The sequence below is a fragment of the Stenotrophomonas maltophilia group sp. P373 genome, assembly GCF_053295075.1.
The window spans coordinates 2,113,313-2,129,995 of record NZ_CM129994.1; the positions used below are offsets into that span (position 1 = coordinate 2,113,313).

Below are 16,683 nucleotides of genomic sequence, written 5' to 3' on the forward strand. Positions count from 1 at the left end.
GTCGGATCCCTTTTCATGGAAAAGGGCTCTGACCCCACACCCTTACGCCAGCTGCCGGTCCACGGCCTCGATCATCGCCTTGCGGCCGAACAGGAAGTCCCAGTAGCTGCCGCCCAGCTGGCGCCACAGCACTGCCGAGCGCACCGCGGCCAACAGCAGGGCACGGATCTCGGCCACCACGCCGGCCTGGCCCAGGTAGTGCGGGTTGCCCTGCACCATCACCCGCGGCTTGAGGTGGCTGATGGTGTCCGCGTACAGGCTTCCCAGGCTGGCCAGCACATCCGGGTGGCCGCTGTCGCCCAGTTCGGTGGCCTGGCGCTGGGCACGCTCGATGCCCGAAGCAACCTTGTTCACGGTGGCGCCATCCTGAACGAAGCGGCGCTCCAGCTGCAGCACCGACAGCGCCAGCTTCGGCAGGATCGGATCCTGGCCCTGGTTGCGGAAATAGTTGTGCAGCAGGCGCAGCCCGGCCTTCAGTGCATGGCGGTCACCGAACACCGCCTGCGGCGAGGACGCATCGACACGGAACACGCTGTCCACGGCGGTGCGCACGGCGGCGGCGTCGGAATGGCCGGTATCGGCGATGCGGCGTACCTGCTGCAGGGCCTGGGCAATGCCGGCCAAGGCCAGGACGCGGTCGTCGACAGTGAAACTCATGCAGCGATTACCTCAAAAGGGGAGGGAGTGGTGCGCAGGCGCTGTTCCAGCGGCGCATCGGTGGCGGCGATCACCGCGCCACCCAAGCACACATCACCGTCATACAGCACCAGCGATTGACCGGGGGTAACGGCACGCTGCGGGCGCGCGAAGGTGACCAGCACGCTGCCATCGTCCAGCACGTCGACCGTACACGGCTCATCGGGCTGGCGGTAGCGGGTCTGGGCGGTGCATTCGAAGCGTCGCGCGGGTGGCGAGCCCGAGATCCAATGCGCCGGCTCCGATCGCAGGCGCTCGGACAGCATCCATGGGCTGTCGCGGTCCTGGTCGACGTACAGCACGTTGCTGGCCACATCCTTGCCGACCACGTACCACGGTGCGGCCGGGCGGCCGCGTACGCCGCCGATGTTCAGGCCCTCGCGCTGGCCCAGGGTGAAATAGAACACGCCCGGATGTTCGGCGATCACGCTGCCGTCGGCCGGGTCAAGGATCTGGCCGGGCCTGGCCGGCAGGTAGCGGCCGAGGAATTCGCGGAAATCCCGCTCGCCGATGAAGCAGATGCCGGTGGAATCCTTCTTGGCGTGGGTCGGCAGGCCGACGTCGCGCGCAATCCGTCGCAGGTCGGTCTTCTCCAGGTCGCCGATCGGGAACAGGGTGGCCGCCAGCTGCTCCTGGCCCAGCTGGTGCAGGAAGTAGCTCTGGTCCTTGGAGCGGTCGGCACCGCGCAGCAGCAGCCACTGGTGGCCGCGCTGGGTCACCCGCGCATAGTGGCCGGTGGCGATGCGCTCGGCGCCCAGCTCGCGGGCGGCATCCAGGAAATGCTTGAACTTCACTTCACGGTTGCACAGCACGTCCGGGTTCGGCGTGCGGCCAGCGGCGTATTCGGCCAGGAAGTGCTCGAACACGCCCTGCCAGTACTCGCTGGAAAAGTCCCGGAAGTGGAACGGGATACCGAGCAGGCCGCATACGGCGACCGCATCGCGGCGGTCATCCTCGGCACGGCAGTCACCGCTGCCGTCGTCGGCCCAGTTCTGCATGAACAGGCCGGCCACGGCCTCGCCCTGCTGGACCAGGCGCCAGGCGGCGACCGAAGAGTCGACACCACCCGATACGCCCACCATCACGCGCGGCGTGCTCATGCGACCTCCCGGACTAGCGAAAGCGGATGGCGCTGGCCACCCAGGTAATCCGCCACCACCTGCCAGACCAGCGGGCTGCGCTGGCGCTCGCCGGCGGCCTGCAGCTCGGCCGGGGTTAGCCACAGCGCGCGGTCGATGCCGGTGTCCAGCGGTTGGGCCGGGTCGTGCGAGACCGGGTGTGCTGCGTAGCAGAAGCGCAGGAAGGCGGTGCCGTCGCCGGCAGTCCACTGGTAGCAGCCGATGAAATGGGTCAGCTGCACGGTCCAGCCGGTTTCCTCCCGGGTCTCGCGCAGGGCTGCCTCGGCCAGGCTTTCGCCTGGCTCGAGGTGGCCGGCCGGCTGGTTCAGCACCTGGCGGCCTTCAATGGTCTCTTCGACCAGCAGCACGCGGCCGCCGTCAACCACTACCGTGGCGACGGTGGCGTGCGGTGCCCAGCGCGGGTCCGGCGTGGCGTTCAACTCAGAATTCGTCCTTCTTGGTCAGCTCCAGCTCCATCGCGTCGGCGGTGCGGATGGCCGCATCGATGGCGTCGCTGAGCTGGTCCGGGGTGGCATCGGCGTCGATCTTGACCACGAACATGGCGGTGGTGTCCTGCTTTACCCAGCCCCCCATCTTGGCGTCCTGCGAATCCTCCAGCAGGCGGTTGGCCACGGCCACCGGGAACTGCTTGGTCTTGGCGTTGTAGGCCGGCGACCAGATCTCACGGATGTTGTGGCTGCCGAAATCCTCCACCGCCGAGCGCACGTAGACCATCTGGGTGCGGTCACCCTCGACGTCGAACACCATGCGGTAGTCGCCATCCTCGTCGACTTCGTAGGTATAGCCCAGCTTGTCCAGATGGCGGGCCACGGACTTGTCGGCGCTGGTTGCGGCAGTGGCAGAGCCGGCAGCGGCCAGCGCGATCAGCAGGGCGGGAAGAAGGGTCCTTTTCATGAAGATCCTGTGAAACAGTGTTGGGAGAGGGTGCAATTGTGACGGTGGGCGTGCGTGCCGTCCAATCTGCGGCGGGCCGACGCAGGCCTGCCCGAGCCCCTATAATGGATGGATGCCCCATGAGTCCTCCCCCGATTCCCAGCACGAGCACGGCGTTGCCGTAGAGCCCGCGCGCCCGGAAGTGGCGCCGCCGCCGTTCTACCAAGTGATGCTGCTCAACGACGACTACACCCCGATGGATTTCGTGGTGGATGTGCTGCAGCAGTTCTTCAGCATGGACCTGGACAAGGCCACCCAGGTGATGCTGCACGTTCATACCCGCGGCCGCGGCGTCTGCGGTGTCTTCACCCGCGAAGTAGCCGAGACCAAGGTTGCCCAGGTCAACGAGTACTCGCGGATGAACCAGCATCCGCTGCTGTGCACGATGGAAAAGGCCTGACCGGCTGCCGATTCGCGTCCGGGCACAACGATCCCGGACCCAGTGTGCCCACCAAGGTGGGCACCTACCAAAGCAGAGGCCTGTATCGATCGTGGATGGAGCGCCCCCAGCAAGGTAGGCACCTGCCAAGCGCGGGTCTCAGCTCTCCGCCAGCGCCTCCAGCGCCATCCGCGCCACCGCCTCGTCCACTTCGGCCGGGTCGCCGTCATCCCTTGCCGACAGCGCCATGCTGGCCGCGATCCAGCGCAGCAGGCGCGTGCGCTCCAGGCCGGCCAGTGCGCTGACCTGTTCCAGCCGGGCAGCAAACCGTTCCGGCCGCGTGGCCACGTGGATGCCCGGGCCACAGAGATCCGGATTGCTGAACATCGTCGTGTAGTCGTACGCACGGTCGCCCAGCAACCGCTTCGGGTCGATCGCCAGCCAGCCGCGCGCGCCGAAATCGAGCACGTTGTCGTGGTGCAGGTCGCCATGCAGTGGCCGGACCTCGCGCTCTTCCTGCAGCAACCCCTCCGCCAGTGATCTGCACTGTTCCAGCAGTGGCGGCAGCGCAGCCCTTGGCTGCAGCAGATCGGCGAACCATGTACGCAGGCAGACCAGTTCCGCTGGCGGCGCGCTCCGTGGCCGGTGCAGCCGTTGCAGGACCTGGCACAGGATCGTGGTGCAGGCCTCATCGTCGCCCTCGATCGAGCGTTGCCGCAGCGAGTCGCCGCCGGCACGCTCGATCAGGATCGCCGGCCCGGCGTGGGCCAGCAGGCGGGCAGCGCCATCGCCGTCCCACCAGCGCAGCAGGCGATGGCTGTTCTGCTCCTCCGCTTCGCTGCTGATCTTCAGCATCGCCGGCTCGCCGGCAGCGGTCAGCACCGGCCAGAGCCGGGCATGGGGCGTTTCGATGGCCGGGCCATCACGCCGCAATCGCCAGCGGCTCAGGTAGGGTTCGCTCATGCCGGTTGAGGTCTTCTGGAGTGAACGAAGATCAAGCGTTCTGCAGTGCTAACGCCATCTGAACGCAGCAATCCGCTAGGGTGATGGAAATCGCGTAGTCAGGCCGCATATTGTTCCCATCTGCCGCCGGAGTAATCCATGTTCAGCAAAGACCTCGAACACACCATCGGCCAGTGCTACAAGCGCGCCCGTGAGGCCCGGCATGAGTTCATGACGGTCGAACACCTGCTGTTGGCACTGCTCGACAACCCGTCCGCCCAGGCCGTACTGAAGGCCTGTGGTGCCGACGCCGAACGCCTGCGCCAGGAGCTGGAGCAGGCCATCGAGGCCTCCGTGTCGCGCCTGGCCGAAGATGACGGCCGCGATACACAGCCGACCCTGGGCTTCCAGCGCGTGCTGCAGCGGGCCGTGTACCACGTGCAGTCCTCGGGCAAGAAGGAGGTCACCGGCGCCAACGTGCTGGTCGCCATCTTCGGCGAGAAGGACTCCCACGCCGTCTACTACCTCAACCAGCAGGATGTGACCCGGCTGGATGTGGTCAATTACCTGTCCCACGGCATCGCCAAGCTGGGCGAGGAAGGCGAGCAGCCGTCCTCCTCCTCCGACGGCGAGGGCCGCATGGAAGGCGGGGAGGGTGAGCCGAAGGGTGATGCCCTGACCGAGTTCGCCAGCAACCTCAACGAACAGGCCCGGTCCGGCCGCATCGATCCCCTGGTCGGTCGTGGTGACGAGATCGAGCGCACCATCCAGGTCCTGTGCCGTCGCCGCAAGAACAACCCGCTGTACGTGGGCGAGGCCGGCGTGGGCAAGACCGCCATCGCCGAGGGCCTGGCGCGCCGCATCGTCGAGGGCTCGGTGCCCGACGTGCTTGCCGACGCGGTGATCTATTCGCTCGACCTGGGCGCGCTGGTGGCCGGCACCAAGTACCGTGGCGACTTCGAGAAGCGCCTGAAGAGCGTGCTTACCGCACTGAAGAAGGTGCCCAACGCGGTGCTGTTCATCGACGAGATCCACACCATCATCGGTGCCGGTTCGGCGTCGGGCGGCACCATGGATGCGTCCAACCTGATCAAGCCGGCCCTGGCCTCCGGCGAGCTGCGCTGCATCGGTTCGACCACTTTCCAGGAATACCGCGGCATCTTCGAGAAGGACCGGGCACTGGCCCGCCGCTTCCAGAAGATCGACATCGTGGAGCCGACCGTTGGCGAGACCTACGAGATCCTGCAGGGCCTGAAGTCCAAGTACGAGCTGCACCACAGCGTGACCTATTCGGATGAAGCGCTGCAGGCGGCGGTGGACCTGTCGGTGAAGCACATCGGCGACCGCCTGCTGCCAGACAAGGCCATCGATGTGATCGACGAGGCCGGTGCCCGCCAGCGCCTGCTGCCGGAAGGGCAGCGCAAGGAGCTGATCGACGTCGAGGAAGTGGAGGCGATCGTCGCCAAGATGGCGCGCATCCCGACCAAGCAGGTCAGTGCCACCGACAAGGATGTGCTGCAGCACCTGGAGCGCAACCTGAAGATGGTGATCTTCGGTCAGGACCCGGCCATCGAGACGCTGTCCTCGGCGATCAAGCTGGCCCGCTCGGGCCTGGGCAATCCGGAAAAGCCGATCGGCAACTTCCTGTTCGCCGGCCCGACCGGTGTCGGCAAGACCGAGGTGACCAAGCAGCTGGCGCTGCAGCTGGGCATCGAGCTGGTCCGCTTCGACATGTCCGAATACATGGAGCCGCATTCGATCAGCCGCCTGATCGGTGCCCCTCCAGGCTACGTCGGCTTCGATCAGGGCGGCCTGCTGACCGAGAAGATCGTCAAGACGCCGCACTGCGTGCTGCTGCTGGACGAAATCGAGAAGGCGCACCCGGACATCTTCAACATCCTGTTGCAGGTGATGGATCGCGGCGTGCTGACCGATACCAACGGTCGAGAGGCCAACTTCAAGAACGTGGTGCTGGTGATGACCACCAATGCCGGCGCGGCGCAGGCCTCGCGGCGCTCGATCGGCTTCACCAAGCAGGACCATGCCACCGATGCGATGGAGACCATCCGGCGCAGCTTCACCCCGGAATTCCGCAACCGCCTCGACGCGGTGGTGCAGTTCCAGGCGCTGGGCTTCGAGCACATCCTGCGCGTGGTCGACAAGTTCCTGATCGAGCTGGAGATGCTGCTGCAGGACAAGCACGTCAGCCTGTCGGCCACGCCGACCGCGCGCGACTGGCTGGCCCACCACGGCTTCGACCCGCTGATGGGTGCGCGTCCGATGGCCCGGGTGATCCAGGACAGGATCAAGCGTCCGCTGGCCGACGAGCTGCTGTTCGGCAAGCTGGTCAACGGCGGCAAGGTGAGCATCGATGTGCGCGACGACGAGCTGGTGGTCGAAACCCAGGCCGAACCGGAGCGCCTGCTGCCGGTCACGGTGGAATGAACTGACCCCCGGCCGGTTTCGGCGGACCTGAAATGACAAGGGCGGCTTCGGCCGCCCTTGTTGTACGCGACGTCAGCGGCTGCGCTGGCGGGCTTTCTTCTTGAAGGTTGCCTCGTCAACTGGTTCGATCTGCGACACGATGCAGCGGCTGGAATCGGTGTTCAGCTGGCTGCGGCCGGCAGCGCACAGCAGACCCTGCTGGCCGTCCGTAGCGAAGCTCAGTTTCCGCGAGTAGCCTGCCGCCGAGCAGTCGTCCTGGAAATGCACGACGTAGTGGTCCTGGCCATTGCGCAGCAGGATGTTGCGCGAGGCGCCGGCGCGCACCAGTTGCTGGTCGCTGCCCAGCTGGACGCAGTCACTGGAGGTGGAAAGAGTATCGGCGGCGTGCACGGGCGCTGCGCTGGCGGACACGGCAAGGGCGACGAGCAGAGCGGTCAGCGGGAGCATGTTCATGGCGGGGCAGGGGATGGCGATCCGGACTGGACCGGGTCCCACGATGCCGCTACGGATGCAGATGCGAATCTGCCGCAAGCAGGGCTGACCGACGTCACGGTGAGTTCGGTCACGATGACCTCCGGCAGGGCCGGATTGCAGGCATGACAAAAGGCCAGCAACCAGGGCTGGCCTTGTCGAAGTGGCGCACCGCGCCGACCGCTTACTTCATGCGGTAGGTGATACGACCCTTGGTCAGGTCGTACGGGGTCATTTCAACCTTGACCCGGTCACCGGTGAGGATGCGGATGTAGTTCTTGCGCATGCGGCCGGAGATGTGGGCGATGATTTCGTGCCCATTTTCCAGACGAACGCGGAAAGTGGTGTTCGGCAGCGTCTCGCTGACGGTGCCCTCGAACTCGATGGAATCGTCTTTCGACATGTAGTCCTGTGCGGTTCAGAAAACGGCCACGCTGGGCCTAAGGCGCGGTATTTTACGCGTGACCGGCCCAGCTTGCAAAGTTTGTGTTAACCGCCGGCCAAACGCCGTGCTGGCAAGCGTCCGACCGCCTGGGTCCAGGGGCCTTCACGGCCGTCACGGTGTACGGCCTGACGGACGTGCTCCAGAAAGTCGGCGCGCGGCAGGTGCTCGGCGCCCATCCGCAGCAGGTGCGGGTTCTCCACCTGGGCATCGATCAGTTCCCAGCCCCAGCCGTGAATCGTGGACGCCAGTGCCGCCAGCGCGATCTTGGAACCACCGCTGGCGCCACTGAACATGCTCTCGCCGAAGAACATCGACCCGATGGCCACTCCGTAGATGCCGCCGACCAGCGACTGACGGTCCCAGACTTCGAACGAATGGGCGAAGCCGAGGTCGTGCAACTGGCTGTAGGCCTCGACCATCGCCGGGCTGATCCAGGTGCCGTCCTGGCCGGGCCGAGGTGCCGCCGCACAGGCGCGCATCACCTGGCTGAAGGCGGTGTCGGCGGTGACCTCCCACGTGCTGCCGCGCAGCTGGCGGCGGAAGCGGCTGGACAGGTGCACGCCGTCGGTGCGGAACACCATGCGCGGATCAGGCGACCACCACAGGATTGGCTCGCCCTCGCTGAACCACGGGAAGATGCCGCCGGCATAGGCGTTGAGCAGTCGCACCGGATGCAGGTCGCCGCCCACCGCGAGCAGGCCATCGGGCTGGCGCAGTGCGGTCTCGGCCGGAGGGAAGGGAGCGTCCGGCGCATCGGCCAGGCGCCAGGGCAGCTGGCGGGTCATGCCGTCATTGTATTCGTCGTGGCGGTCGCTGATGTCTGGCACCATCAGCGTCCAACGGCAAGGAGCCCACGCATGAGTGACGCGATCACCGCCATCCTCGATGTGCACGATATCCCGCGCACGCGCAACGACAGCCAGGGCATGCTGCTGGCGCTGGCCACTGAACAGCCCGGCCAGCTCGGTGCGCTGATGCTGCTGGCCCTTGCCCGGCGTTCACCCAGCTCGGCCTTTCTCGACATGGCGCTGGATCTGCTGCCCGATGAAGCGATTGTGCCGGTCTGTGCCGAGGCCTGGCGCCGCTATCGGGATGGCGAGCGCGGCGAACTGCTGGCCAGCGTGATCGAATTCACCAGCTACCAGGCGCCGCAGGTGCTGCAGGACGACTGGGAGGCCTTGCTGGCGCTGGCCACCGAAGACGAGCTGCAGCTGGCTTCGCAGGTATGGCAGGGCCTGCCCTCCGTCATTGCCGTGCAGTGGGCGCAGATTCTGGCTGAGGCCGACGACGATCGCGAGATGGCGCGGGCCAGGGCGCTGCTGCTGGCGGCGCAGCCCGAGCGCTATGCCGTTGCCCGCGGCTACCTCGCTGACTGGGGCGCGCTGGATGCTGAGGTCTGGGCGCACTGGGCCGGCGTCGCCGACGGACCGCAGCCGCGGCGCCTGCATGGGGAGCGGCCGCTGCACATCCGCTTCGACCGCGAGCAGCATCGCGCGCAGCAGGCGGACGAACCGAGCTGGCGCAAGCGCATCTGGCGCCTGCACCCGACCTGGAATGGCGGGCAGGTACAGTACGCCGGGCAGATGGGAGGGCCGCTGGAATCGTTGTGTGGCAGCTGCCATGCACCGCTGCAGCGCCTGCTGCGAACCGACGTTGCCGCGCTGCAGCCGGGCGCGGCGGGTGAGATCACGCTGGGCCTGTGCCTGGACTGCTGCGGCTGGGAAGATCCGCCCGTGCGTTTCTATCGCCACGATGCCAGCGGCCTGCCCAGCTGCCACCCCAGCCAGCGTCTGGAGGTGCCGGCGACGCCGACCGACAGCGGTGACCTCATGCAGGCCGAGGTCGGCCTGGTCGCCATGGACACCATGCGGTGGGAGCAGCAGGACTGGGGCCAGTCAAACCACCGGCAGAACCTGTCGCGCGTGGGCGGCGCACCGAGCTGGGTGCAGAGTGCCTGGTATCCGGCGTGCATCGATTGCGGTGAGGAGATGCCCTTCGTGATGCAGCTGGATTCGACGCTGCCGACCACCGGTGGAGGCGCGCTGCTATGGGGCAGTGGCGGCATGCTCTACACGTTCTGGTGTGCGAAGTGCCGGGTGAGCGGGCACTTCTGGCAGTGCACCTGACGGCCCCGGTTGTCGGAAGGCTTCCTTATTTTTTGAGATTTGTTGCATTCCCGTGGGATGCATCGCCAGTCACCCTCTTGGTTTACATGCCCTGAGCTGACCGCCATGACCTGTGTTGTCGCCATGCAAGAGCTGCTTGAATTGGCCCGAATGCCGGGAGGCTCAGATGGAGCATTGGTTGCGATGCTGGATCTCTATGGGCGTGATCCTGCCGCCCTCTCGACACTGCTCATCCTGGCGATGAAGTTTCAGGCGGAGAAGAGCGGGATGCTAATGGCTGCGGCGGAGTTGCTGCCGGATGAAAGTGTCGCAGAGGTGTGCCGATTTGCCTGGGGCGAGTTCAAGAGCGGTAGCCGCCATTGGCTGGCGGCCAGGATCGCGGCGCAGGCGGCCTATCGTCTCCCCGGATTGCTTCATGATGACTGGGATGCCGTCCTTCGCCTGTCGGCACACGAGCCAATAGAAGGCCCATTCTGGCGGGAGCTGCCGATTGAGGTCGGTCGGAGATGGATCCAGGAGGCAAGAGGGCCGTCGTCGTCTGATGCTGGCTTGCCCGGATTGCCGCTTGAAATGAGTGGGGTAGTGGAGTTCCAGGACGCCGTGCGTGACCCATCTGGTTCACGGGATGAACCTTGGGCGACAATCGGTAGGGAGGGATTGTCTGGCCTTGAGCTGGGCTCGGGACGCGCATTGCATGGAGAGCGTGGTCTCCACCTGCGTTTCAGTGCGCGACTTCAGCGCTTGCAACTGGCGGAAGCCACAAAGGTCGAGCGTCGCCTCCAGCGCTTTCATCCCACCTGGAAGGGTGGGAGTGCGAAGGCAACGGCGCATGTGGGTGGCCGCCTGGAAGGGAGATGCGGAATATGCGGCTCACCGCTGCAGCGTTTGCTGGAACTGGAGCTGGCATTGATCGGCCCGTGCACCCTCTCGAAGGTGACGCTCGGCATATGCCTGGACTGTCCCGACAATGGAGAGTCCGGTTGGTGCCACGGAGATCCCGTGTATTTCCGCCACGATTCGCAGGGCTTTCCCAACGCCCATGAATCGCAGGTATTCGATCCGCGGACATGTCCTGAAACGTCCACCACCCTGATGGAGGCGGAGGTCGATCTGGTCGAGCTTGCGGGTCGGTTCTGGCAACCGCCGAGTTATGTGGGTGGCTTGCAGAATTACAGCCGAGTGGGCGGATTGCCATCCTGGATCCAGAGCGGCTTTTATCTGTCCTGTCCCGATTGTTGCCGCACGATGTTCTTTGTGATGCAGCTTGATTCCCACATTCCATTGGACGATGGCTCCCTGATGCAGTGGATGAATGGAGGCATGCTCTACACGTTCTGGTGCGACCAGTGCAGGATCAGTGGGCACTACAGCCAGTACAGCTGAACCAGTCGAGCAGGTTCGATGCTACGGGAGAAATACCAGTAAGCCGCCGATGTCGGCTGCGCACGATCGTAGGCAGGCAGCTGCGGGGCTGCGCTGGCCGATTGGGCCCAATTTCAGGGCGCGCTGTTCTGGCTTGGCCAATTCTGGTGCTGGAAGATATGCAAGAAATCCTATTGAAGAAGTGAGAGGTGTTCGTCAGGCTGAGGGTTACATCCAGTCCCAGGTTGTTTGATGAAGTTCTTTGCAATGTCTCACGTCAAGGAGCCGGGCAGTCCCGGTTACGTGGAAGCCTTCATCGTTGACAAGGGACACCCGCACCTCTGCGATCACTACTATGCCGACAATGCGTACTGCAAACGTCCCTTATGGCATAGGAGAAGGGAGGGGGAATACGCCCCAGTCTTTCAGCCTGGAATGATCGCGGTGAACTGGGATCCTCGGTGGAGGTTTGACATCTGTAGCGCTAGTAATGGTGCGTACTTTGCGAGTGATCAATTCATGGAGATCACTCGCAACGCAGGGGCAGGAGTCGTCGATCAGTCGCCTCTTACGGTGCGATCGAAGCGCGGTGTTGACTTGGTGCAGTTCGGCTACAACGCGGTGATCTTCAAGGAGCTTGACGTTCTTGACGTTGCGGCAGCTGAGTCACTTCTAGTTCGGGACAGGACGTACGGCCACATCCATCGAGTGAAGAAACTTGTCGTCAGGGAGGGCTTTGTCGAGCCTATTTTTCGATTCAAGGGGATGTCGGGGAGCAGTCATACATTGATCTGCTCTGAGGAGTTTCGACAGGCTGCAGGTGAAGGGCTCAAGGGTGTGGAGTTCATCGACATCGATGGTGCCATCTGGCCGCATATCAAAATCATCTAGGCGCGCGCCACCCTTGAGTTACAAGCGGGCAGTGCCTTGTGAGGTCTCTCCTCGGAACGGTCCATGCCCCTGCAACGCCTGCTGGTACCGCCGCACATCGCGCCGCTCCTGCCGGCACCACTCCTGCAACGCCTCGGCGAAATCCGCGTCGGCCACCCAGTGCCGGCTGCGTACCAGCGTCGGCAGGAAGCCTCGCGCCAGTTTGTGCTCGCCCTGTGCGCCCGGCTCGAAACGGCTCAGCCCTTCGCGCAGGCAGTATTCGATGCCCTGGTAGTAGCAGGCTTCGAAATGCAGGCCGGGCAATGTGGCGCCACCCCAGTAGCGACCGTACAGCGTGTCACCACCGCGCAGGCAAAGTGCGCCGGCGATTGGCTGGCCTTCCTGCTCGGCCAGGAACAGCACCAGCCCACGACCCAATGAAATGGCCAGATGGCGCAGGAAAGCCTCGGTCAGCGCCGGGGCATTGCCGTACTCAAGGAAGGTCTGCAGGTAGAAGCGATACATCGCCTGCAGGTCGGCGCGGCTGGCCTCGTCGCCATGCACCACGCGGAACGTGATGCCCTGGCGGGTGACCTTGGTCCGTTCCTGGCGGATGTTCTTGCGGTGCTTGTGGTTCATCGCGCCGAGGAACTGGTCGAATGTCGCCCAGTCACCCGGGTTCTGCCACTGGAACTGCACGTCCTCGCGCAGCAGCCAGTCATCGCCGAACAGCGCCTCGTCCGCTGCGGTGTGGAAATTGATATGGGCCGATGACACCTCCAGTGCTGGCAGTGCATCACGCAACACCGAAAGCAACGCGGTGCGATCTGAATCGTGACGGGCCAGCAGGCGCGGCCCGGTGACCGGCGAGTACGGCACCGCGCCCAGCCACTTCGGGTAGTAGTCGCGGCCATGGCGGGCATAGGCGTTGGCCCAGGCATGGTCGAACACGAATTCGCCGTGGGAGTTGGTCTTCAGGTAGCCCGGAATGGCGCCGATCAGGCGCTCGCCCTCCCACAGCGTGAAGTGCCGGGGCTGCCAGCCCCAGTCCTCGCGCAGGCAGCCGTGCTGTTCAAGCCCGGAAAGGAAGGCATGGCTGACGAAGGGGTTGCGGCCGTCGTGCAGGGCATCCCAGTCGGTCGCGGCGATGGACTGCAGGGAGTCGAGAAAGCGGGGGGAAGGCATGGGGGAAGGATAGGGCAGATGAAACAGAAAGGCCGACGCACTGGCGTCGGCCTATCATCCGGAGTCGGGTGTGGCTCGACCCTGCAGGAGCGGGTCAGCCTCTCAGCTGGCCTTGCCCTGTGCGTCCAGGTAGCGCTCGGCGTCCAGTGCGGCCATGCAGCCGAAGCCGGCCGAGGTGATCGCCTGGCGGTAGTGCTGGTCGGCTACGTCGCCGGCGGCGAACACGCCTTCCACCGAGGTCTGGGTGGCGTTGCCGCCCAGGCCCGAGCGGATTTCCAGGTAGCCGTTGTTCATCGCCAGCTGGCCGTCGAACAGGGTCGTGTTCGGATGGTGGCCGATGGCCACGAAGAAACCGTGTGCGTCGATGTCGCGGGTGCTGCCGTCCAGGGTGGACTTCACGCGAACGCCGGTCACGCCGGCATCGTTGCCCAGCACTTCCTCCACCTGGTGGTGCCAGACGGTCTCGATCTTGCCTTCGGCGACCTTCCTGAACAGCTTGTCCTGCATGATCTTCTCCGCCTTCAGGGTGTCGCGGCGGTGGACCAGGTAGACCTTGCGGGCGATGTTGGACAGGTACAGCGCCTCTTCCACGGCGGTGTTGCCGCCACCGACCACGACCACGTCCTGGTCGCGGTAGAAGAAGCCGTCACAGGTGGCGCAGGCGGAGACGCCGCGGCCCTTGAAGGTCTCTTCGGTCGGGATGCCCAGGTATTTGGCGGTGGCGCCAGTGGCGATGATCAGCGCGTCGCAGGTGTACTCGTGACTGTCGCCGATCAGCTTGAACGGGCGCTGCGACAGGTCGGCGGTGTGGATATGGTCGAAGATGACCTCGGTCTCGAAGCGCTCGGCGTGCGCCTGCATGCGCGCCATCAGGTCCGGGCCCATCAGGCCGTGGGCGTCACCCGGCCAGTTGTCCACCTCGGTGGTGGTCATCAGCTGGCCACCCTGCTGCAGGCCGGTGATGACGACCGGCTTCAGGTTGGCACGGGCGGCGTAGACGGCGGCGGTCCAACCGGCCGGGCCGGAACCGAGGATGACGAGGCGCTGGTGGCGGGAGGGCAGGCTGGTGCTCATGTAAACTCGCGAAAAGGTAGATGGGACAAGGCGCTGGCGATGTTTGCGCAGCATCCATGGCTGCTCATAGAGTGGCGGCTGGGGCAGGGCGATTCAAGCCGATGAACAGAACGCCGTCATCCAGCGGTGGTTCCGGGCCTCGGATTGCCTTGCCCGACGTCGCATAACTGAAAACTGACGCCGTCTCATTTATTATCAATCACTAACAGCGCATTCCAAAGGTATGGTCTAAGGTGGCGAAGCAGGTCCCTGAACGCTCCAAGTCGGACGACAGCAAGGCGTCACGTCGCACGGCCGCGGCGGCGACGACCGACAATCCACGCCGCCAGCGCCTCTGGCGCGATCTGGGCCTGATCGCCATCGCGCCGGCCCTGCTGTACCTGGCGGCCAGTCTGTTCACCTATTCAGCCACGGATCCGGGCTGGTCGCATACCGGCAGCGTGGTCGCGCCGGTGCATAACCTCGGCGGCCGCGCCGGGGCCTGGATTGCCGACGTGCTGCTGCAGCTGTTCGGCTACATCGCTTTCCTGTTGCCGGTGGTGCTCGGCGCACTGGCGTGGATCGCCATGTTCGGCCTCAAGCGCGAGAGCAAGGGCGAGAACGATCTGGACCCGGCGCTGCGCCTGGTCGGTCTGGTCGGTTTCCTGATCGCCGGCACCGGCTTCCTGCACGTGCGCCTGTTCAGTGGCGATGTCGCCAGTGCCGGCGGCATTCTCGGCAAGCTGGTGGGCAATTCGCTCACGGTGGGCTTCGGTGCGCTGGGGGCGAACCTGTTCGTGCTGGTATTGCTGCTGGCCTCGATCACCCTGGCCACCGGGCTGTCCTGGTTCACGGTGATGGAGAAGATCGGCCGTGGCGTAATGTCGCTGGCACCGCTGCTGGAGCGCAAGAAGGAAGAAGTCAGCGAGTGGAAGCAGACCCGGGTGATGCGCGAGGAGCGCCAGGAAGTGCGCAAGGCCGACGCCGAGGTGCGCGCCAAGCGCGAGCCGGTAAAGATCGAACCGCGCCCTGAGCCGGTGATCGAGAAGAGTGATCGCGCCAAGCGCGATACCCAGATTCCGATGTTCCGTGGCGTCAACGGCGATGGTTCCGACCTGCCGCCGCTGGCGCTGCTGGATGATCCCAAGCCGCAGCCGAAGGGCTACGACGAAGAAACGCTGGAAACGCTGTCGCGGCAGATCGAGTTCAAGCTGAAGGACTTCCGCATCGATGCGCAGGTGGTCGGCGCCAACCCAGGCCCGGTCATCACCCGCTTCGAGATCGAGCCGGCACCGGGCATCAAGGTCAGCCAGATCAGTTCGCTGGACAAGGACATCGCGCGCGGCCTGTCGGTGAAGTCGGTGCGCGTGGTCGACGTCATCCCGGGCAAGTCGGTGATCGGCCTGGAAATTCCCAACGTCACCCGCGAGATGATCTTCCTGTCCGAGCTGCTGCGCTCGAAGGAATATGACAAATCGGCCAGCGTGCTGACCCTGGCGCTGGGCAAGGACATCGCCGGCCGCCCGACCGTGGCCGACCTGGCGCGCATGCCGCACCTGCTGGTGGCCGGTACGACCGGTTCGGGCAAGTCGGTGGCGGTCAACGCGATGGTGTTGAGCCTGCTGTTCAAGGCGTCACCGAAAGACCTGCGGATGCTGATGATCGACCCGAAGATGCTCGAGCTGAGCGTCTATCAAGGCATTCCGCACCTGCTGGCGCCGGTGGTTACCGACATGAAGGAGGCCGCCAACGGCCTGCGCTGGTGCGTGGCCGAGATGGAGCGCCGCTACAAGCTGATGAGCGCGGTGGGTGTGCGCAACCTGGCTGGCTTCAACAAGAAGGTGAAGGAAGCCCAGGACGCCGGCCAGCCGCTGATGGATCCGCTGTTCAAGCCGAACCCGGAGCTGGGCGAGGCGCCGCGTCCGCTGGAAACGCTGCCGTTCATCGTCATCTTCATCGACGAATTCGCCGACATGATGATGATCGTCGGCAAGAAGGTGGAAGAGCTGATCGCGCGCCTGGCACAGAAGGCGCGTGCGGCTGGCATCCACCTGATCCTGGCCACGCAGCGCCCGTCGGTCGATGTGATCACCGGCCTGATCAAGGCCAACATCCCGACCCGCATCGCCTTCCAGGTCAGCTCCAAGATCGACTCGCGCACCATTCTCGACCAGTCTGGCGCGGAGACCCTGCTGGGCCACGGCGACATGCTGTACCTGCCGCCGGGTACTGCGCTGCCCGAGCGCGTGCATGGTGCGTTCGTGTCCGACGACGAAGTACATCGCGTGGTCGAGCACCTCAAGGCGATGGGCCCGGCCGACTATGTCGACGGCGTGCTGGACGAAGTGCAGACGATGGGCGACGGCGTGGTCGTCGGCGCCACTGGCCTGCCCGAGACCAGTGCGGCCGGCGACGAGTCCGACCCGCTGTATGACGAAGCGCTGCGGGTGGTCACCGAGACCCGCCGTGCCTCGATTTCCGGCGTGCAGCGCCGGCTGAAGATCGGCTACAACCGTGCAGCGCGACTGATCGAGGCCATGGAAGCGGCCGGCGTGGTCAGCCCGCCCGAGCACAACGGCGACCGCACGGTGCTGGCACCGCCGCCGCCGAAGTAAGACCCGACGTATCCCCCACGAC

General features: G+C 65.3%; 16 protein-coding genes. 6 read left to right on the forward strand and 10 right to left on the reverse strand.

The genetic code is table 11. From position 1 onward, the window contains the following. Window positions 1-42: 42 nt before the first annotated feature. Genes hflD through ACSYHF_RS09785 form a run of 4 tightly spaced genes read right to left on the reverse strand, consistent with a single transcriptional unit; the run spans window position 43 to window position 2,729 of the window. Window positions 43-657, reverse strand: a complete 615-nt coding sequence (gene hflD, locus ACSYHF_RS09770; protein ID WP_005416473.1) for a high frequency lysogenization protein HflD — start codon at window positions 655-657, stop codon at window positions 43-45. Next, entirely contained in the window at window positions 654-1,796 is a 1,143-nt protein-coding gene (gene mnmA / locus ACSYHF_RS09775) for a tRNA 2-thiouridine(34) synthase MnmA (RefSeq protein WP_005416474.1), read from the reverse strand. The genes hflD and mnmA overlap by 4 nt, the downstream gene beginning before the upstream one ends. Next, entirely contained in the window at window positions 1,793-2,254 is a 462-nt protein-coding gene (locus tag ACSYHF_RS09780; RefSeq protein ID WP_049460786.1) for an NUDIX hydrolase, read from the reverse strand. The genes mnmA and ACSYHF_RS09780 overlap by 4 nt, the downstream gene beginning before the upstream one ends. A gap of 1 nt (window position 2,255) precedes the next feature. After that, a complete protein-coding gene (locus ACSYHF_RS09785; protein WP_005416476.1) occupies window positions 2,256-2,729 on the reverse strand; it encodes a hypothetical protein in 474 nt (157 codons plus the stop codon). 112 nt (window positions 2,730-2,841) lie between these two features. Here ACSYHF_RS09785 and clpS point away from each other — a divergent pair, with 112 nt between their 5' ends. Next, a complete protein-coding gene (gene clpS, locus ACSYHF_RS09790; protein ID WP_005416477.1) occupies window positions 2,842-3,168 on the forward strand; it encodes an ATP-dependent Clp protease adapter ClpS in 327 nt (108 codons plus the stop codon). Window positions 3,169-3,306: 138 nt separating this feature from the next. On the opposite strand, the gene ACSYHF_RS09795 is transcribed toward clpS, so the two are convergent. Then, window positions 3,307-4,110, reverse strand: coding sequence for an APH(6) family putative aminoglycoside O-phosphotransferase (locus tag ACSYHF_RS09795; RefSeq protein WP_447576374.1), 804 nt, complete (start codon window positions 4,108-4,110; stop codon window positions 3,307-3,309). Window positions 4,111-4,248: 138 nt separating this feature from the next. Between ACSYHF_RS09795 and clpA the strand changes: the two genes are divergently transcribed. After that, complete coding sequence (clpA, locus tag ACSYHF_RS09800; protein ID WP_138951115.1) at window positions 4,249-6,534, forward strand: ATP-dependent Clp protease ATP-binding subunit ClpA; 2,286 nt, start codon at window positions 4,249-4,251, stop codon at window positions 6,532-6,534. A gap of 72 nt (window positions 6,535-6,606) precedes the next feature. On the opposite strand, the gene ACSYHF_RS09805 is transcribed toward clpA, so the two are convergent. From ACSYHF_RS09805 to aat, 3 genes are all read right to left on the reverse strand, one after another. Next, window positions 6,607-6,987 (reverse strand): hypothetical protein, encoded by a 381-nt coding sequence (locus ACSYHF_RS09805; protein WP_049460780.1) that lies wholly within the window; start codon window positions 6,985-6,987, stop codon window positions 6,607-6,609. Window positions 6,988-7,189: 202 nt separating this feature from the next. Beyond that, window positions 7,190-7,408 carry a translation initiation factor IF-1 gene (gene infA / locus ACSYHF_RS09810; RefSeq protein ID WP_005409596.1) on the reverse strand — a complete coding sequence of 73 codons (219 nt, stop codon included), beginning with the start codon at window positions 7,406-7,408 and terminating at the stop codon, window positions 7,190-7,192. Window positions 7,409-7,494: 86 nt separating this feature from the next. Further along, window positions 7,495-8,235 (reverse strand): leucyl/phenylalanyl-tRNA--protein transferase, encoded by a 741-nt coding sequence (gene aat, locus ACSYHF_RS09815; RefSeq protein ID WP_425604624.1) that lies wholly within the window; start codon window positions 8,233-8,235, stop codon window positions 7,495-7,497. Window positions 8,236-8,307: 72 nt separating this feature from the next. Between aat and ACSYHF_RS09820 the strand changes: the two genes are divergently transcribed. The 3 genes from ACSYHF_RS09820 (at window position 8,308) to ACSYHF_RS09830 (ending at window position 11,829) form a co-directional block, all read left to right on the forward strand. Further along, window positions 8,308-9,576, forward strand: a complete 1,269-nt coding sequence (locus tag ACSYHF_RS09820; protein ID WP_329915292.1) for a hypothetical protein — start codon at window positions 8,308-8,310, stop codon at window positions 9,574-9,576. Between the two features lie 123 nt (window positions 9,577-9,699). Continuing rightward, on the forward strand, window positions 9,700-10,959 hold the full coding sequence (locus ACSYHF_RS09825; protein ID WP_447576375.1) for a hypothetical protein: 1,260 nt from the start codon (window positions 9,700-9,702) through the stop codon (window positions 10,957-10,959). 231 nt (window positions 10,960-11,190) lie between these two features. Then, the gene (locus tag ACSYHF_RS09830; protein ID WP_329915296.1) at window positions 11,191-11,829 is read left to right on the forward strand and encodes a hypothetical protein; all 639 of its coding nucleotides are present in this window, start codon (window positions 11,191-11,193) and stop codon (window positions 11,827-11,829) included. A gap of 18 nt (window positions 11,830-11,847) precedes the next feature. On the opposite strand, the gene ACSYHF_RS09835 is transcribed toward ACSYHF_RS09830, so the two are convergent. Beyond that, a complete protein-coding gene (locus ACSYHF_RS09835; RefSeq protein ID WP_095378003.1) occupies window positions 11,848-12,993 on the reverse strand; it encodes a GNAT family N-acetyltransferase in 1,146 nt (381 codons plus the stop codon). Window positions 12,994-13,095: 102 nt separating this feature from the next. Next, a complete protein-coding gene (gene trxB, locus ACSYHF_RS09840; protein WP_005416486.1) occupies window positions 13,096-14,067 on the reverse strand; it encodes a thioredoxin-disulfide reductase in 972 nt (323 codons plus the stop codon). A 233-nt stretch (window positions 14,068-14,300) separates the two neighbouring features. Between trxB and ACSYHF_RS09845 the strand changes: the two genes are divergently transcribed. Next, window positions 14,301-16,661, forward strand: coding sequence for a DNA translocase FtsK (locus ACSYHF_RS09845; RefSeq protein WP_005416487.1), 2,361 nt, complete (start codon window positions 14,301-14,303; stop codon window positions 16,659-16,661). The last annotated feature ends 22 nt before the right edge of the window (window positions 16,662-16,683 follow it).

Bases quoted from the DNA above. Each gene is read 5' to 3' on its own strand.
- hflD (WP_005416473.1), bottom strand. From the start codon at position 657: ATGAGTTTCACTGTCGACGACCGCGTCCTGGCCTTGGCCGGCATTGCC.
- mnmA (WP_005416474.1), bottom strand. From the start codon at position 1,796: ATGAGCACGCCGCGCGTGATGGTGGGCGTATCGGGTGGTGTCGACTCT.
- ACSYHF_RS09785 (WP_005416476.1), bottom strand. From the start codon at position 2,729: ATGAAAAGGACCCTTCTTCCCGCCCTGCTGATCGCGCTGGCCGCTGCC.
- clpS (WP_005416477.1), top strand. From the start codon at position 2,842: ATGCCCCATGAGTCCTCCCCCGATTCCCAGCACGAGCACGGCGTTGCC.
- ACSYHF_RS09795 (WP_447576374.1), bottom strand. From the start codon at position 4,110: ATGAGCGAACCCTACCTGAGCCGCTGGCGATTGCGGCGTGATGGCCCG.
- clpA (WP_138951115.1), top strand. From the start codon at position 4,249: ATGTTCAGCAAAGACCTCGAACACACCATCGGCCAGTGCTACAAGCGC.
- ACSYHF_RS09805 (WP_049460780.1), bottom strand. From the start codon at position 6,987: ATGAACATGCTCCCGCTGACCGCTCTGCTCGTCGCCCTTGCCGTGTCC.
- infA (WP_005409596.1), bottom strand. From the start codon at position 7,408: ATGTCGAAAGACGATTCCATCGAGTTCGAGGGCACCGTCAGCGAGACG.
- aat (WP_425604624.1), bottom strand. From the start codon at position 8,235: ATGACCCGCCAGCTGCCCTGGCGCCTGGCCGATGCGCCGGACGCTCCC.
- ACSYHF_RS09820 (WP_329915292.1), top strand. From the start codon at position 8,308: ATGAGTGACGCGATCACCGCCATCCTCGATGTGCACGATATCCCGCGC.
- ACSYHF_RS09825 (WP_447576375.1), top strand. From the start codon at position 9,700: ATGCAAGAGCTGCTTGAATTGGCCCGAATGCCGGGAGGCTCAGATGGA.
- ACSYHF_RS09830 (WP_329915296.1), top strand. From the start codon at position 11,191: ATGAAGTTCTTTGCAATGTCTCACGTCAAGGAGCCGGGCAGTCCCGGT.
- ACSYHF_RS09835 (WP_095378003.1), bottom strand. From the start codon at position 12,993: ATGCCTTCCCCCCGCTTTCTCGACTCCCTGCAGTCCATCGCCGCGACC.
- trxB (WP_005416486.1), bottom strand. From the start codon at position 14,067: ATGAGCACCAGCCTGCCCTCCCGCCACCAGCGCCTCGTCATCCTCGGT.